Raw genomic sequence first — 15,584 nt, 5'->3', positions numbered from 1 at the left:
GCTTCGACAAAGCGAGGAGGATCCACGGCCCGATTCCTACAGCTCGCGGTGGTACGGGCGGCGGGCCCCATTCGATGATGTTCGGGACGGGCGGGACCGCAATACCGCCTGTGACCAGGGGAGAGGCCATGAAGGAACTGATCACGACGGACGGTGCACGGCTCGCGTACCAGGATACCGGCGGCGAGGGCGTCGCGCTGGTGATGCTGCACGGCTGGGGGCAGACGCAGGCGATGTTCCGCCACCAGATCGAAGGACTGGCGCCCGGCCGCCGCGTCGTCACCGTCGACCTCCGCGGCCACGGGAAGTCCGGCAAGCCGCATCACGGCTACCGCATCGCCCGGCTCTCCCGCGACGTGCTCGAACTCGTCGACCATCTCGGTCTCGACCGTTTCGACGCGCTGGGCTGGTCCATGGGCGTCTCGGTGTGGTGGAGCTTCATCGACCAGTACGGGACCGCACGGATCCGGCGCTTCGTCGCCGTCGACCAGCCCGCGGCGGTCGCCGCCGTGCCCTGGACGACCGAGCGCGAACAGCGGGACTCCGGCGCCCTCTTCGATGTGTCGGGGCTGCTGTACCTGGGCGCGGCCCTCGCGGGGCCGGAGGGCGACACGGTCCGCGCCGACTTCGTGCGGGGCATGTTCTCCGGCGAACCCGACCCCGCGGTGCTGGCCTTCGTCGGCGAGGAGATCCGGTCGACACCCGCCTACGCGGCCGTGCCACTGCTGTTCGACCACTGCGCGCAGGACTGGCGGGACGTGCTTCCCCGGATCGATGTGCCGACCCTGGTGATCGGCTGTGAGGGAAGCCATGTGCACCCCGATTCACAGCGCTTCGTCGCCGAGCGGATTCCCGGCGCACGCCTGCACGTCTTCGCCTCCGACGTGGCGAGCTCGCACTTCCCCTTCCTGGAGAACCCGCCGGCCTTCAACGCCGTGGTGGAGAAGTTCCTGGCCGAGGAGCCGGCGACCGGGGCGTGATGGCGCCCTCCCGCCCCGCACGAACCTACGGCTAGGAACCCCCATGACCCTCACACTGATGTCACGTGTCCCCGAACGGGTGCCTCGGCAAGCGCCCGGTCCGGCCTCGTCCTCCTCCCCCTCGGGGTGGCTGGTTCAGATGCTTTCCGAGATGCCGGAGACGAACGACCGGACCCACGTCTACCTCGGCGTCCATGTCCGTGGGCCCGTCACCGTCGTACGCGAGCGCACCAAGACCCTGTTGGAGCCGAACGACCTGGTCTTCTGCGACCCGGCCCGACGGCACCTGCTGCAGTTCGGCGAAGACTGCCGGATGATCTTCTTCCGGGTGCCCCGCTGCTACCTGGGCGTCACGGAGCCGGAACTGGACCAGGTGCTCGGCGTACCCGTACGCGGCGGGGCGGGGATCGGCGCGCTGGCCTCCGACTTCCTGACCGCGCTCGCCGCCAGGGCCGAGTTCCGCCGGCCCACGATCGGGGACCGGCGTGCCAGGACGGCCGTACACCTCCTCTCCGTCCTGGTCATGGAGCTCCTCGACGCGGACACGACGGACGAGGCCGACGACGCGTCCGGAGCGGTCAACGAGATGCTGTCCCGTATCCACGGCTACATCGAAGAGCATCTGATGGACCCGGACCTCTCACCGGAGTCGATCGCGCGCGCCCACCACATCTCCGTCCGGTACCTGCAGAAGCTCTTCCAGAACGACGGCAGCACGGTGAGCCAATGGGTGCGGGAGCGCAGGCTCGCGTTCTGCCGGCTCGAGCTGGGCCGCTCGCACCGGAGATTCACCATGGCCGCGGTGGCACGCCGCTGGGGCTTCAGCAGCCCCTCGCACTTCAGCCGCACGTTCCGCGGGGCCTACGGCATGAGCCCCAGCGAGTGGCAGGCGCTGGCGACCTCGGCCTTCGCGCCGACGGCTCCGTACGAGCAGCGTGGCCCGAAACCGAGAAGAGAGCTCGCATGACCCACCCCACCGTCGTCCTCGTGCACGGTGCCTTCGCCGACGCGACGAGCTGGATAGGCGTCATCTCGGAACTGCGGAGCAGCGGTATCCCGGTGATCGCTCCGTCGAACCCGCTGCGGGGCCTGACGTCCGACGCCGCCTACCTCACCTCCGTCCTCACGCAGGTCGACGGCCCGGCCGTACTCGTCGGCCACGCCTACGGCGGTGCGCTGATCACCGTGGCCGGCGCCGCGGAGAACGTCGTGGGGCTCGTCTACGTGGCGGCCTACGTGCCTCACGAGGGCGAGAGCCTCGGCCGGCTCCAAGGGCGCTTCCCCGAGTCCCCGCTGACGGGCCACCTGAAGGAGTGGACGTACCCGCTCCGCGACGGCGACTCCGCGGTCGAGGTCACCATCGAGGTGACGGCCTTTCCCTCCGTCTTCGCGGCGGACGTCCCCGAAGAGGTCGCCGGTGTCCTGGCCGCCGCACAACGCCCCCTCGCCACCGCCGCCCTCACCGAGACCGCCTCCGCGGCGGCGTGGCGGACCAAACCGTGCTGGGCCCTGGTGGCCGGGGCCGACCGCACGATCAGCCCCGAGGCCCAGCGCTTCGGCGCCGCCCGGGCCGGCGCCGTCGTCGTCGAACTCCCGGACGCCTCCCACGCCGTCGTCCTGTCCGAGCCCACCCGGGTCGCCGACCTGATCAGGGACGCCGTACGGGCGACGAGCTGATCCGGTTCTCGTGGGGGCGAGCCGCCCAGGGTGTCGTCAGGCGGCGGGGCTGTTGTGGTGGGGGGAGCCGGTGGTCGAGGTAATGCCCGCCTGGAGTGCTGCGAGTCCTGTCGCGAGTGCTTGCCTGCTGTCGGCGCTCATGGTGTCGAGGGCCTGGGCGAGCGTCTGCTGGCGCTTCTCGCGTATCTGGGCGAGGTGCCGTTCACCGGCCGGGGTGAGACGGGGAGTGAGCTCGCGGCCGTCCCCGGGGCATGGATGGCGACGTAGAAATCCGGTGGCCTCCAGCCGGTCGCACAGCCGGGTCACGGAGGGGGCTGCGGCGCCGAGGAGCTGGGCCAGGGCGCTCATGCGGATCCCGGGCCGACGGTCGAGGAGGAACATCAGACGCAGCTGAGTGGTGGAGACCGGCGAGGCTGTATCGGCTTGGCGGGCGTTCTCGTAGACGACGTCGAGGAGTTCGGCGATGTCGCTGACCGAGCGTGCGGTGCCCGGGTCGCTGCTGCTCGGGCCGAAGGCCGGTACGGACATGTGGGTTCCCTCCGGGCGAGCGGACCGCCCGCCGGTGCCGCTCAAGTGCTGGGGTCCTGCCCGCTGGAGCGGGACTTCATGGCTTCCTGCCTGCTGACCGACGCTCTCTCGGCCGTCGTGGCCGTCGTGGTTGTCGACCGGTTACCGGTGTGTGGGCTGGTGAGGTAGTCGAGGGTGCCGGTGACCTGCAGTATCCGCTCCAGCTCCGCCGGCCGTCCGTCGAGGTGCAAGCGTACGCCCGCGGCGTCGGTGCGCCGGCGGATCATCAGCAGGACCGCCAGCCCGCTGGAGTCGACACGGGCCATGTCCGTGCAGTCCACGCGCAGATCACGCAGCCCGCCCGGGCAGGCCAGGACGTCGCAGGCGGCGTCCAGGAGGCGGTCGGCATCCTGGTGGTCGAAGTCACCGTGCAGTTCGATGCGCACGGCGCCGGCCGTATCGGTGCGGGTGAGGCGCAGGGGCCCGGGTGCGGGGATCATTCGGCGGCTCCGCCAACGGTGAGAGGGGCAGGGGGCAGGCGTGTGAGGGACGAACGGAGCATGTCGGTGGCGCGGGGGAAGTCCTTCAACTCACCTGCGAGCACGTCCAGCGCCGGTGGCAGACTCCGCGCGGGGACGCCGCGGGCTTCGAGGATGCCCGTGGTCCACAGCAGGAAGCGGGAGAGCAGCTCGGGGTCGCCGGTGTAGAGGGCGGCGCCGAGGAAATCGACGATGTGGGCCAGGTCCTCGGCCGTGCGCTCCCGTTGCGCCTCGTCGTAGCCGCGCATCGACGGCAGTCTGTTCTCCAGGGCGGTCAGGACCGCCCGTACGAGCTGGGGGCGGCTGCGGGTGACGAGGGTGTACTCCTGGTCGGCCAGGTGCGGCAGGTCATCGATGGGCTGGTGGTCGGCCCGGGGACGCGGCAGTGGCCGGCGCTCGAGAAGGTCGGCGGCCGAGCGGGCGTCCGGCGCCCACGCGTCCGCGCCGAGCAGGCGGGCGTACTCGCCGTCCGGCCCGAACGCGGCTCCCCCCACGAGAACCGGGGCCCCGGCAGCCTGACATGCGGTGATCGTGGCGTGCGCGGTGGGCAGCCGGGTGGGGATCGAACTGGACAGGGCGACGACTTCCGGCCCGGTGCGGTGGATGTGCGCGACGAGATGCGGAGTGGGGACGTGGGCGCCGAGGTAGTCCACCTGCCAGCCTCGCAGCTTGAGGACCTCGGCTACGAGCCGTGCCGGCAGCCCGTGCCACTCCCCGTCCACGCACGCGACCACGACCCGCCCGCGCGACGGCTCCGTACGGGCGGCGGGATGCCCGGCGACGGCGCCGACGGTACGCTCGTTGATCGCGGTGGCGGCATGCTCCTGCGCGACGTTGATCCGGTTGGCGGCCCAGTGGCCACCGATGCGGCCCTGGACCCGAGCGATCACGTCCAACAGCACGCCTTCGGGCTCTGCTCCGTCATCCAGGGCCCGGCGGACCGCGGCGACCGCGGTCCGCTCGTCGCCGGCCAATACCGCGTCCCAGAGCCGTGCGGCCAGAGGTCCCGTGGGGGCCGGGTTGGTTGTCACGCTGTGAACCTGCCCCTCGTGTGCCCGTCCACCGCGGTGAGGTGGTTGCTCCGGGGCGCGGAGATGGCCACCACGGCCATGTCGTCGTGACGGCCACCACCGACCCATTCGGAGGCCAGCATCTGGACTCGCTCCACCACCGCTTCCGCCGGCATCCCCGCGCACTGCGCGAGTACGCGCTGAAGACGGGAGTCACCGAACATGGCCCCGCCCAGGGGTCCGCCCCGCGCCTCGGTGATCCCGTCGGTGTAGAGCACGCACGTCTCGCCCGGCGCGAGCGTCACTTCCGCGGTCTCGGTGGTCACGGCAGGCAGAGCGCCGACCAGCGTGCCGTGGGTCGCGGCTTCCTCGACGGTTCCGTCGGCGCGCAGGATCAGCGGAGCGGGATGACCGGCACTGGTCAGCCGCAGCTTCACGGCGGCGCCCTCACGCACCGCGGAGGCCAGGACCAGAGTCGCGAAGCGCGCGTTGTGCGTATTGAGGAGGGCGGAGTTCAGCAGGCTCAGCATCCGCTGATGGTCATCGGCCATGGGCAGCAGGGCATGCAGGCTGTTGCGGATCTTCCCCGTCAACACCGCGGCTTCCAGGCCCTTGCCGCACACGTCCCCCAGCACGACCAGCGACGCCTCGCCGGCCACGGCGGCGGGGTGGACGTCGTAGAAGTCCCCGCCGATCCGCTCGTGATCCGCGGAGGGCCGGTAGCCGCCCGCGTACTCGACCCCCGACACCTGGTGCAGGGAGGGCGGCAGCAGGTCGCGCATCAGCGTTTCGCTGATCGACGCCTGCTCCGCATACAGCCGTGCCGCCGACATCGCGGCGCCCGCGCGCGCGGCGAAGAGGCGAGCGAAGACCTCCTCGCCGTCGGTGAACCCGCTACCACCCGCGCGACGCAGGAGGACCAGCGCGCCCGCGGGAACGCCGTGGCCGGGCAGCGGAGTGATCACGATCGACCCCACCGTGCCGAACCCCTCCGGGACCAGCCATGCCGGGGCGGTCGCGGGATCGATCCAGCGCGACGGGACGGGAGGGAACCCCTGCAGTGCTTCCGCCAGGCCCGGTACGGCGTCGGGGTGCGCGGCGACCTGCGACGCCACCGGCATCCCGCTGCGCAGGCAGGCCACGAGCGGGAGCTCACGGCGGCGAGAGGGCGCGATGACCACCGCCGCGTCGGCCAGGTGCTCGGCGGCCATCTGCGCCGTTACGTCCATGCACCGTTCCAGATTCAGCGAGGACAGCAGCACATTCGAAGCCTCCCCCAGAAAGGCGGTGCGCTTGCGCTCCATCCGCAAGGCCTCGCGCGCCAGACGGTGATCGGTGTCGTCGACGAGCCACCACACCACGGTCCCGTCCCCGCGCACCGTCGGATGCGCTTCGTACGAGCGGTCGCAGACCGGACCCTGCACCAGGGCGCCCGCTCCGGCTGCCGAAGGCCGGGCAGGCGTCGAGGCGAGATGGCGGGCGTGGGCTTCGGACAGCCATGCGGGCACCGTGCCCGAGATCGGCGCCCCTGCGCGGGCCTGGGGGAAAAGCAGACCGGCAACCTCGTTGACCAGCACCAGAATTCCCTGGCCGTCGGCCACAAGCACGGGGTAGGGGGCCTCACTCCACGGCGCGCGCACCTGGGGGGCCGCTTCCTGGGTGGGAATCACCAAATCGTTGAGGCCCGCTGCGCGAACCCCTCACCTCATAGACTCGAAGAAGGTTACTTGTCTTCCGGCAACCATCCTCCATTCGTCACCCTCCTGGCAACCGCGCCCACCCCGCCCCACCGTCCCATACCGCCGCGGGAACCACGCTCGTCATCGCGGGCCCGCTGCAGCTCGGGGTGCGCCGCTTGTTCGAGGTCACCAGCCTCGGGCCCGTATTCCGATGGGCGGACAGCCTGCGGGACGCGATGTCATGCTGAGCACCTTCACCCACGCCCGAACCGATTCGGCACGGCGCATGACCCCCACCACCAAGGGCAGGCGACAGAGCGTGAACCCGCCCGCGGCAGCAGACGACATCCCCCGCCAGGAGCACCCCGGGAACGGCGCCCGGCCGGCCGTCGCCACGGCGGCATCCGCCCGCCACCGGGTCAGGGCGGCATCACTCACTTCCACGCCGCCCTCACCGACGACTCCCTCCACCTGGCCGTCAGCGACGTGAACCTGGAGCCCCCCTCGTCCCACCCCACTGCCCATGGACATCCCGGCGGCTACGGATGGCCCCTGATCCAGCTCCTCGCCGAACGCGTCGACATCACGCCCCTCCCGGACGGAGGCAAAACCATCACTGCCACCCAGCGCCTGAAGACTGCGGACGCGACGTAACGCCACCCGGCACGACGTTCGTGACCAAGCGAGAAACGGCAGACGGGCACGCATGAGCGAGGCAGAAACAGCAAAAGTAGTCGCCACCAGAATTGCCACGTACTTCGCTGCGGTCCATCCCTACGATCCGGACCCCGACGACCTCGCCTGGATCATCGTCCACGAACTGAACCAGGCCGGACTGCTCGCCAGCAGCGGGCCCAGGGCCGACGCCGAGGAGAAGGCACATCCAGCGCAGCAGGTCCTGGAGCTCCCGGATCGCGGCGACGGAGCACGTGTCATCGTCTGCGCCGGCGAATTCGACCAGCGGACCCTGCGGTCCGTTCAAGAAGCCGGCACCGCAGCCATCGACGATCCGGACATCCGGCGCATCGTCCTGGATGTCAGCCGCGTCACCTTCGCCGATTCCTCCATGCTCAACGAGATGTTCCGCCTCCGGCGCAACGGCGACCTGGTCCTGGTCGGCCCCCTGCCCACGTCCTTGGCACGAGTCCTGGAACTCACCCGGGCCCGCGCCCTGTTCCAGGTCACCGACAGCATCGAAGCGGCCCTCGCCCGGGGTGGGTGAGTCGGTGTGGGTGAGTCAGTTCACCCGCTTGCAGGGCCCGGGGGAGGGCAGGCGGATGAGATGACCACGATGGACGCGAGAGTGTACTGCGGCGACGACGGCGAGTGGACCGCCCCGTCGCCCGGACGCGTGTACGTGCCCCTGCTCGGCGGCCCCCTCGACGGCCAGCTCTACGACATCACCGACGTGTCTCCGCAGGAACGCGCGGTTGGCGCACTCCTGATCACCGACCGAGGCCTCTTCGGACCCGGCGGCCGAGCACTCTACAAGCCCTCCGAAGCCGACCCCCAGGGGGCCTTCTTCTGGGAAGGCGACACCCCCTGACGGCCGACGCTCCAGGGACCGAACAAGGGGAGCGCCGCGCCGGATCATGGCACGGGCCAGAGCTCACCCCCGCTGTTCGTCTGTCTCGTACAGCCTCCAAGCCGGCCATCGAATGGCTTCGACTTCTCCGTCCTCACTGCCCAGCAGGTTGCGTCGGTGCAGCATGAGCCGAAGGTGGCGAGCCGCGTCGGAGCCCTCGTCCATTCCCCTGTCGAGGAGTACAGCCCGCGGTGGGGTGGCACCGACGCCTCCCACCAGAGCGTCCACCGAATGCCCGTGAAGGGTCTCGCCCAGCGTGACGGTGGCTTCCTCCGTACGGGAGAGAATCCGGTACAGGCGTTTGAGCAGTGCATCGTCACCTCCGCCACTGAGGGGTTCGCCGTTCCTTTCCGCGGCCTCCAGCAGTGCTGTGCCCACGCCACCCCGCTTCCGCCAGAGCTCCTTGTCCCCCACCACGATGAGGTGGCCGCGTGCTCGGGTGATGGCGACGTTCCACAGGTTCAGCTGTCCACCGATCCACTCGACGGCGCCAGGATGCATGCCTTCGCCAGCGACGAGTGAGAACACCATGACATCGCGTTCTCCGCCCTGGAAGGTGTGCACCGTACCGATGCGTAGGCGCTCCTCGTCGTAGGGCCGCAGCCGCTTGCGCAGCGTTTCGGCCTGCGCCGTGAAGGGAGTGACGACGCCGACGCCGGCCTCGGGCGGGAGCTGTTCCAATAGGTAGCGGACGCTGTCTTGCACTTTGCGGATCTCGTCCTCGTTGACCCAGGAGCCGCCGAACGGAGGGCGGGCGGCCCGCCCGGTCACATCCGTCCAGATGACAGCCGGGCGGTGCGCCAGAGCAGGCCGGCCGCGGGTGTCGGTGAGGACGGTCAGCCCGCCGTCGTAGAAGAAGGTGTTGGAGATCCCGGCGATGTGCGGATGGCAGCGGAAGTGCTCATCGAGGAGCAATGTGCCGCCCGCGGACTGCTCGGCCGCGTGGAAGGCTGAGTGGCGCCGGTAGGCGAGGTGGTGCTTCTCCAACCAGTCGGACCGCAGCCCATTCCCGCGCCGGATGAGAGCCTCACGGTGCGGGCTGGTCTGCGTGATGTGCGTCAGCTGCATGGGGTCGCCGATGACCAGGGCGCGCTGCGCCCGGAACAGCAGCGGCAGAACGTGGGGGATGGCGCACTGACTGGCCTCGTCGATGATGACGAGATCGAACAGGGCCGGGCCCAGCGGGAACCGCCGGGCGGAAAGACTGGTGACAGCCCATCCGGCCACGGCGGGCGTGTCCGTAGAACCGTTCGAGCGACCCAGGACTCTCCGCATCTGCGGCCAGTCACTCCGTTTGCCGTCCCGAGCCGCCAACAGGTCGAGAACGCGACGGCGTCCGGCCCAGGCAGCGGCTTGGACCGTGGCGGCGAGGAGCGTGCGTGAAGCCTCCTGGAGGGTGCTCTCCGCATCATGGAGAGTTCGCGTGAGTGCCGTGTCGTCAACGGCCGCCGCTTGCCCGTGCCCGTCACGCCATTCCGCCTCGGCCGCGGCGAAGCCGGCAAGCGCGAGGCATCCCCTGGCGGGATCACCGGCGTGCCCCTCCAGCCCGATCGTGCGCAGGAATCGGGATCGGCGCCATGATCCGAGGAAGCGCGCGTGGGCGAGGCGGCGTGCCTTGTTCTCCAGCTCCCTTGGCCGGGGTGTGCCCCTGAGCAGCTCTTGGAGTTCGGTGACGGTGCCTCCGAGCTGTTCCGCGTGGTGGGCACGGGCTTCGCCCGCCTGGCGAAGCCGCGCCTCGGTCTCCGCGAGGTGTCCCAGACCCTGCCGTACTTCTGCCAGGCGGTCGCCGGCCAGCGAGGTGGCCATGGATGCCGTGACCACGGTGGTGGGCGGCTCTGGGCCGGTACGCAGCGCGTGCAGCGCGGCCGCCTCGTGCTCCGCGTTGCTCTTGCCGCTCTTCCGCGCCGAGCCGGTGCGCACGAGGCTGCCGGGCACCAGCTTGTCGCAGCGGCGCCAGACCTCGTCCACGGCGTCGTTGTTGGTGGACGCGACCAGTACGGTCTGACCCGCCGCGATTGCCGTGGCCACCAGATTGGCGACCAACTGGCTCTTGCCGGTGCCGGGCGGGCCCGTGGCCACTGTGAGACGGCGTGTCATGGCGGACCGGAGAACCGCCGTCTGGGCTTCGTTGCAGGGCAGCGGCGTCACGAGGTTCGCCGGTTGGGGATTCGTGTGGGCGTGGGACCGGGCTCGCTGCGCGACGTCGGGCGCCAGTGCACCAAGGGCCGTCTGCCCGATCTGGTGCGCCTGCTCGGCGATGCCGGCGAAGTCGTTCAGCAGCCCCTTCGTGAAGCCTGTCTGGGGGCGTGACGCGAACAGGACCGCGGTGTTGCGGGCTCCGTGGCCGGGGGTGCGGACGTCGATGCGGTCGGCGAGCTGGTCGGGACGGAGCTCTTGCACGCACGGCAGTTCGAACTCCTGCGTGAGGAGATTGCGCACCTCCACCGCCATACGGTCGTGCTGTCCTCGATGCCAGGACGGCTGAAACGTGTCGATGAGCTGGTTGGCCTCGTCCTCGCCCAGCCAGTCGAGTGCCAGCTGAGGATGCGGCTGGACCGGGCCGTACGGCTTGAGCCGCACCTCGCCCTCGTCCTGGACGATCTCGACCCGGCGTACCAGCAGGGGTGCGAACTTCGGCTGCTGCCAGGGGCGTCCGGTGCGCGGCCCGGTGAGGACCACGGCCGGGTAACCCGCCCAGAGTTCGGCGTCCTCCTCGGCGGCAGAGTCCACCAGCTGGGCCGCTTCCTCGGGGAGGGAAACACAGCCGTCGTCATCGACATCGCCGGAGATGAACCTCTCCGCGTCGGCCAGGCACACGTACGACGCGTCCTGACTGCTCACGTCCATCAGAGGTGTCTCGGCGCTCTCGGCCAGGACGCACTCACGGTAGTAGTCCAGCAGGTTGGCCCAGCTGGGCTGCGTGTGTGCGGATTTCGCGACACGGGATGGTGTCGCTTCTCCGGCGACGGGCCGAGGCCGAGAGCTCAGAGGATCGAGGATGGGGGCTCGGCCGAAGGGGCTGTCCGCGATGATGATGCGGTCGTCGACGCCGAGCGCGGAATGCACCGGCACCTGACGCCCGCCGTCCTGGGCACGCATGCGTCGGTTTACGTAGTGGAACAGGTCGGTGACCGTCACAGCGCTGCCGCCGTCCTTGCTGACCTTCCCCGTGCGTAACGCCTCGACGACCTCGCCGGTGAACGCCGACGGCTTCACATCACCGCCGCCGCCCGTGTCCGCGTACGAGTCCTCCCCGGCCCGCGAGGACGACAGGACGTATACGCCCCTGCTGGTCAGCGGCGGCTGCTCGCCCGACTTGGACACGGAACTCCCGGCGCGCCGGTCCGACGTGCGCAGGCCCATGGCGAATCCGCCGCTGCGGCAGCAGTCGATCATCACGATCTTCTGCGGGGCGACACACTCCTCCAGCGCGTCGTTGAGGAACCCGGCGCTCACCCCGGTCTTTGCCACCCGGTCGTAATCAGTGTCCCTGGCGGCGAAGTGGAATTCGCCGCCGTCGCGTACAGTGCGCACGCCGTGGCCCGAGACGTACACGAGCGCGAGTTCGTCCTCGTCGCGTTCCTGAAGAAACTCGCCAATGACCGCCCGCATGTCGTCCGCGGTGAGATCCGACTCGGTCTGGACGGAGACGAAATTGCCGATGTTGCGGTGCTTCAACACCTGGGTGAGTCCCCATAGGTCCGCCCGTACGGAGGCCAGCGGTGAGAAGCGGCCATCGTTGTAGTTCTCGTTGCCGATCAGGAGGGCCCGGCGTTTGTGGAGGCGGGTCATGCTGCGCCGTCATCCGGTTCGGGAGCGTCGTCGCCGACGATCCGGTCCTGGAAATCACGGACCATACGCTCCTGTGCGGCGTCCGGACGCCCGGTGATCTCGATGGAGTCGTCCCCCACCGTGACCACGACCTTGCGGTGCCGCTCCTTGGCGCACCACTCCTTGATCATAGTGATCAGGACCTGGGACGCCGGGCGGGCGACGGCGGCGGTGCCAGCGGCCCAGAGAGCCACCTCACCCACACCGGCACCCTTATGACCCGGTTCGGTAGGCTCGTCGGCGTCGTGGAAACCGACGATGAGGCCGTCCGTCCTGCTCAGAGTGTCGTGCAAATCCCGGGTGAGGCGCTCCTGCCGGAGGATGTCTCCGCCTGTGGGCACGGCGAGTGTCCACGGTGTTCCCCCGTTGCGCATGTGCTGCTCCTTGCGTTCGTTCGCGTACGTGCTTGCCCAGTCCGTCCGGCGACTTTGGCACGCGGGCCCCTGTAATCGTCAGTCGGGGTGGAACGGGAGGGGCGGCATCCGGCCACCCCTGAGCGGGGGAGGAGACGTGTCCGAAGCTGACGTGGGTCACCCCGGGGACCGGTCGTCGGGCGATGCCGCCTTGGGCACCACCCGTATCGCGAGCGCAGTGCCGTCCGACCGGAAAGAACTCGCACCCCAGTCGTCGATGTCGTCCGGCTCCGGCCAGTCCCTTTGTCGTTCGTACGCCCGTCGGCGGTACTCCTCCACCTTGCCCTCCGCGAGCAGATCGTCGAGATCTGTCGGAGCGGGGGGTCGCTGACCTCGCTGACCTTGCTGATGTCACGCCAAGCTGAGGCGGAACCTGTGGTGAGGGCTCACTGGATTTGCTTTGACGCAAGGACGGATTCCACGTTCTCCGGCACACCTACGCTTCGATCATCCTCGAAGCGGGCGAGGGGGCGGCAGTCGACGCACTGCTCGGCCTGGCCCCCGAGCACGTGCCCGAGGACCTGGCCGCGGCCTGAACAACGGGTGGCACGGCGCACGCTGTGCCACCCGTTTGTTGTGCGGAGTCTGGGGGCGGTCCGCTGGGATCAGCCAGCGAGGCTCTTACGGCGAACGCGCAGTGAGTACTTCTTCCTACCCCCAGGTGCACCACTGATGCTCCAGCCGCCGCTCGTGGCCATGTCCCAGCCACGCTGTTCCTTCATCTGAGCGGCGAAGGCAGGCCGGTCGTGAATCGCCGATGGCCCGCTCCCCAAGGCCGCGCCGCGCATTATCCCCAGACGCTCCCCAGGGCTCCGAAACGGATACTCGTGCGCCGTCGCGTGAGCGAAGTTGATCAATTGGACTGGACTGCCGCCTACAGCCAATCCCGCCGCTTGAAGATCACGTACAGGCTGACGCAGACCACTGCCATCAGGAGGATTGCGAAGGGGTAGCCGGCTGCCCAGTGGAGTTCCGGCATGGTCTCGAAGTTCATGCCGTAGATGGTTCCCACGAGTGTGGGTGCGAACAGGATGGCCGCCCACGAGGAGATCTTCTTGATTTCCTCGTTCTGTTCGAAGCCTGCCTCGGCCAAGGCGCGCATTTCGGCGTTCTGTTGTTGGGAGACCAGGGTGGCGTTGACCGTCAGGATTTCGGTGAGGGCCTGGCGGAAGCCGTCCACGCGTTCGCTGGTGTGGGTGACGTGGTCCGCGACGTCGCGGAGGTAGCGCTGGAGCTCCTCGTCCGTGCCGTACTTCGCGAAGCCCGCCATCAGGCTGTGGAGCATGCCCACCAGGGGGCGGGTGGCGCGCTGGAACTCGACCATTTCGCGGGAGAGTTCGTAGATGCGTCGGGAGACCTCGGGGTCGCCGCGGAAGACCTCGGTCTCGATCTCGTCCATGTCGTTCTGCACCCCCTCGACGACCGGGGCGTAGCCGTCGACCACGTCGTCGAGGATCGCGTACAGCGCTGCCTCCGGGCCGAGGGCCAGCAGGGCCGGGGTCTCCTCCATGCGGCGGCGGACCGACGGGAGGTCCGGGGCCGCGCCGTGGCGGACCGTGATCAGGAAGTCGGGGCCCACGAAGATGTGCAGCTCGGCGAAGTCGACCTCCTCCAGGGCGTCCACGTAGCGAGCCGCGCGGAGCACGACGAAGAGGGTGTCGCCGTAGCGCTCGAGCTTGGGTCGCTGGTGGGCCTCCAGCGCGTCCTCGATGGAGAGCGGGTGGAGGTTGAACTCGGTTGCCAGGGAGTGGAGTTCGGATTCGGTGGGCCGGTGCAGGCCGATCCATGCCATGCCGCCCGGCTGCTCGCGCAGGCGGCGGAAGGTCTCGGCGAGGCCGGCTGGGGAGGCGATTCTGCGGCCCGCGTGGTACACGGCCGAGTCGACCACGCTCCGGTGGCCCGGGGGTACGGGCGCGGGCGCGGAAGGGGGCGGCGGAGTGGGGCGGCGGCGGTCTGGGCGCTCCGGCATCGGGGTCCGCTTCCGGTCGGAGGTGGGTGGGCGGGGGAGTGCGGGGGAGTGCGAGCGAGTGCGGTGGCACCTGAAGGATATGTGGGAAATGCAGGGTATAGGGGTGCAAAGACACCCCACGGGGCCAAGCCGTCGAGCGTATGCCCGATCCCCCGGCAGTCACCCCGTGACTGGGGCGCCCGCGTACGGGTGCCACCGAACCGGGCGAGTCGGCCGTGGGCTGGGCTAGCGTGCCGTCATGGTCACCTCGACAGCTCATCACGCGCCCGGCGGCGTGCTCGGGTCCCGCGCGCTGAACCGGGCCACGCTCGCCCGGCAGCTGCTCCTCGGCCGTGTCGAGCGGTCCGCCCTGGACGCGGTCGCGCACCTCGTCGGGCTCCAGGCGCAGAACGTCAAGCCGCCGTATTACCAGCTGCACGCGCGCCTCGCCGGGTTCCGGCCCGAAGAGCTGGCCGGGCTGATGGAGTCGCGCCAGGTGGTGCGCATGGTGACCATGCGGTCCACGATCCACACCCACACCGCCGAGGACGCCCTCGCCCTGCGCCCGCTGGTCCAGCCCGCCCGGGACCGGGAGATCGGGAACTTCCGGAAGGGGCTCGTCGGCGTCGACCTGGAACGCCTCGCCCGGCTCGCGCGCGCCTTCGTCGACGGGGGCGAGCCCCGCACCATGGGGGAGATCCGGGAGGAGCTGCTGCGCGAGTGGCCGGACGCCGACGCGCCGTCGCTCGCCACCGCCGCGCGCTGCAAGCTGCCCCTCGTCCAGGTCACCCCGCGCGGGGTGTGGGGGCGCAGCGGGCAGGTCCGCCTCACCACCCTCGAGAACTGGCTCGGCCGCCCGGTCCTCGACGTACCGCCGCCGCCCCCCGACGACGTCGTGCTCCGCTACCTCGGCGCCTTCGGGCCCGCCTCCGTCAAGGACATGCAGATCTGGGCCGGGCTCACCCGGCTGCGCGAGTCCTTCGAGCGGCTGCGGCCCCGGCTGCTCGTCTTCCGCGACGAGAACGGCGTGGAACTCTTCGACTTGCCGGACGCGCCCCGCCCCGACGTCGACACGCCCGCGCCGCCGCGGTTCCTGCCCGAATTCGACAACCTGCTCCTCTCCCACGCCGACCGCTCCCGACTGATCCCCACCGCCCTCAAGGGCCGTACCTGGAAGGGGAACCAGGCGTACCGCACCCTGCTCGTCGACGGGTTCGTCGCCGGGGTGTGGAAGGAGACGGACGGCGTCCTGACCGTCGAACTGTTCGGCGAGGCGACCCGGACGCAGCGTCAAGCGATCGTGGCCGAGGGGGAGTTGCTGCTCGAAGGGATGGTGGGAAGAGGCGACGCGGGACCGGGGGGAGTGCGCTTCGGGTCAATCACCGGCTGACGCCGCTCTGGTGGTGCGTCCCGGG

At 70.1% G+C, this 15,584-nt stretch carries 13 protein-coding genes; 6 read left to right on the top strand and 7 right to left on the bottom strand.

From position 1 onward, the window contains the following. Window positions 1-128: 128 nt before the first annotated feature. The 3 genes from ABT084_RS23370 (at window position 129) to ABT084_RS23360 (ending at window position 2,657) form a co-directional block, all read left to right on the top strand. Window positions 129-980: an alpha/beta fold hydrolase gene (locus ABT084_RS23370; protein ID WP_351047143.1), complete on the top strand. Its 852-nt coding sequence runs from the start codon at window positions 129-131 to the stop codon at window positions 978-980. Window positions 981-1,131: 151 nt separating this feature from the next. Next, window positions 1,132-1,947 (top strand): helix-turn-helix domain-containing protein, encoded by an 816-nt coding sequence (locus ABT084_RS23365; RefSeq protein ID WP_351047141.1) that lies wholly within the window; start codon window positions 1,132-1,134, stop codon window positions 1,945-1,947. Further along, window positions 1,944-2,657: an alpha/beta fold hydrolase gene (locus ABT084_RS23360; RefSeq protein ID WP_351047139.1), complete on the top strand. Its 714-nt coding sequence runs from the start codon at window positions 1,944-1,946 to the stop codon at window positions 2,655-2,657. The genes ABT084_RS23365 and ABT084_RS23360 overlap by 4 nt, the downstream gene beginning before the upstream one ends. Before the next feature lie 36 nt (window positions 2,658-2,693). Here the strand turns inward: ABT084_RS23360 and ABT084_RS23355 are convergent, their stop codons facing one another. Genes ABT084_RS23355 through ABT084_RS23340 form a run of 4 tightly spaced genes read right to left on the bottom strand, consistent with a single transcriptional unit; the run spans window position 2,694 to window position 6,314 of the window. Beyond that, window positions 2,694-3,185 (bottom strand): MarR family winged helix-turn-helix transcriptional regulator, encoded by a 492-nt coding sequence (locus ABT084_RS23355; RefSeq protein WP_351047136.1) that lies wholly within the window; start codon window positions 3,183-3,185, stop codon window positions 2,694-2,696. Between the two features lie 41 nt (window positions 3,186-3,226). After that, the gene (locus ABT084_RS23350) at window positions 3,227-3,664 is read right to left on the bottom strand and encodes an STAS domain-containing protein (RefSeq protein WP_351047133.1); all 438 of its coding nucleotides are present in this window, start codon (window positions 3,662-3,664) and stop codon (window positions 3,227-3,229) included. Beyond that, window positions 3,661-4,734: a cobalamin B12-binding domain-containing protein gene (locus ABT084_RS23345; RefSeq protein WP_351047131.1), complete on the bottom strand. Its 1,074-nt coding sequence runs from the start codon at window positions 4,732-4,734 to the stop codon at window positions 3,661-3,663. Before ABT084_RS23345 ends, ABT084_RS23350 begins: the two co-directional genes overlap by 4 nt. After that, window positions 4,731-6,314, bottom strand: a complete 1,584-nt coding sequence (locus ABT084_RS23340; protein WP_502969026.1) for a PP2C family protein-serine/threonine phosphatase — start codon at window positions 6,312-6,314, stop codon at window positions 4,731-4,733. The genes ABT084_RS23345 and ABT084_RS23340 overlap by 4 nt, the downstream gene beginning before the upstream one ends. Before the next feature lie 784 nt (window positions 6,315-7,098). On the opposite strand from ABT084_RS23340, the gene ABT084_RS23335 reads away from it, so the two are divergent. Together ABT084_RS23335 and ABT084_RS23330 are read left to right on the top strand one after the other, a co-directional pair. Then, a complete protein-coding gene (locus ABT084_RS23335) occupies window positions 7,099-7,614 on the top strand; it encodes an STAS domain-containing protein (protein ID WP_351047125.1) in 516 nt (171 codons plus the stop codon). A 60-nt stretch (window positions 7,615-7,674) separates the two neighbouring features. Then, window positions 7,675-7,938 (top strand): hypothetical protein, encoded by a 264-nt coding sequence (locus tag ABT084_RS23330; protein WP_351047122.1) that lies wholly within the window; start codon window positions 7,675-7,677, stop codon window positions 7,936-7,938. 63 nt (window positions 7,939-8,001) lie between these two features. Here the strand turns inward: ABT084_RS23330 and ABT084_RS23325 are convergent, their stop codons facing one another. The 3 genes from ABT084_RS23325 to ABT084_RS23315 all read right to left on the bottom strand — a co-directional run bounded on the left by ABT084_RS23325 (window position 8,002) and on the right by ABT084_RS23315 (window position 14,190). Continuing rightward, on the bottom strand, window positions 8,002-11,769 hold the full coding sequence (locus ABT084_RS23325) for a caspase, EACC1-associated type (RefSeq protein WP_351047120.1): 3,768 nt from the start codon (window positions 11,767-11,769) through the stop codon (window positions 8,002-8,004). After that, window positions 11,766-12,182 (bottom strand): hypothetical protein, encoded by a 417-nt coding sequence (locus ABT084_RS23320; protein ID WP_351047117.1) that lies wholly within the window; start codon window positions 12,180-12,182, stop codon window positions 11,766-11,768. Before ABT084_RS23320 ends, ABT084_RS23325 begins: the two co-directional genes overlap by 4 nt. A gap of 913 nt (window positions 12,183-13,095) precedes the next feature. Beyond that, window positions 13,096-14,190 (bottom strand): magnesium and cobalt transport protein CorA, encoded by a 1,095-nt coding sequence (locus tag ABT084_RS23315; protein WP_351047114.1) that lies wholly within the window; start codon window positions 14,188-14,190, stop codon window positions 13,096-13,098. A 238-nt stretch (window positions 14,191-14,428) separates the two neighbouring features. On the opposite strand from ABT084_RS23315, the gene ABT084_RS23310 reads away from it, so the two are divergent. Then, entirely contained in the window at window positions 14,429-15,559 is a 1,131-nt protein-coding gene (locus ABT084_RS23310; protein ID WP_351047112.1) for a winged helix DNA-binding domain-containing protein, read from the top strand. Window positions 15,560-15,584 lie beyond the last annotated feature (25 nt).

The sequence above is a fragment of the Streptomyces sp. NPDC002138 genome (assembly GCF_040296485.1).
In the GTDB taxonomy this organism is placed as follows: Bacteria; Actinomycetota; Actinomycetes; order Streptomycetales; family Streptomycetaceae; genus Streptomyces.
This window is presented reverse-complemented; position numbering and strand designations above follow the sequence as displayed.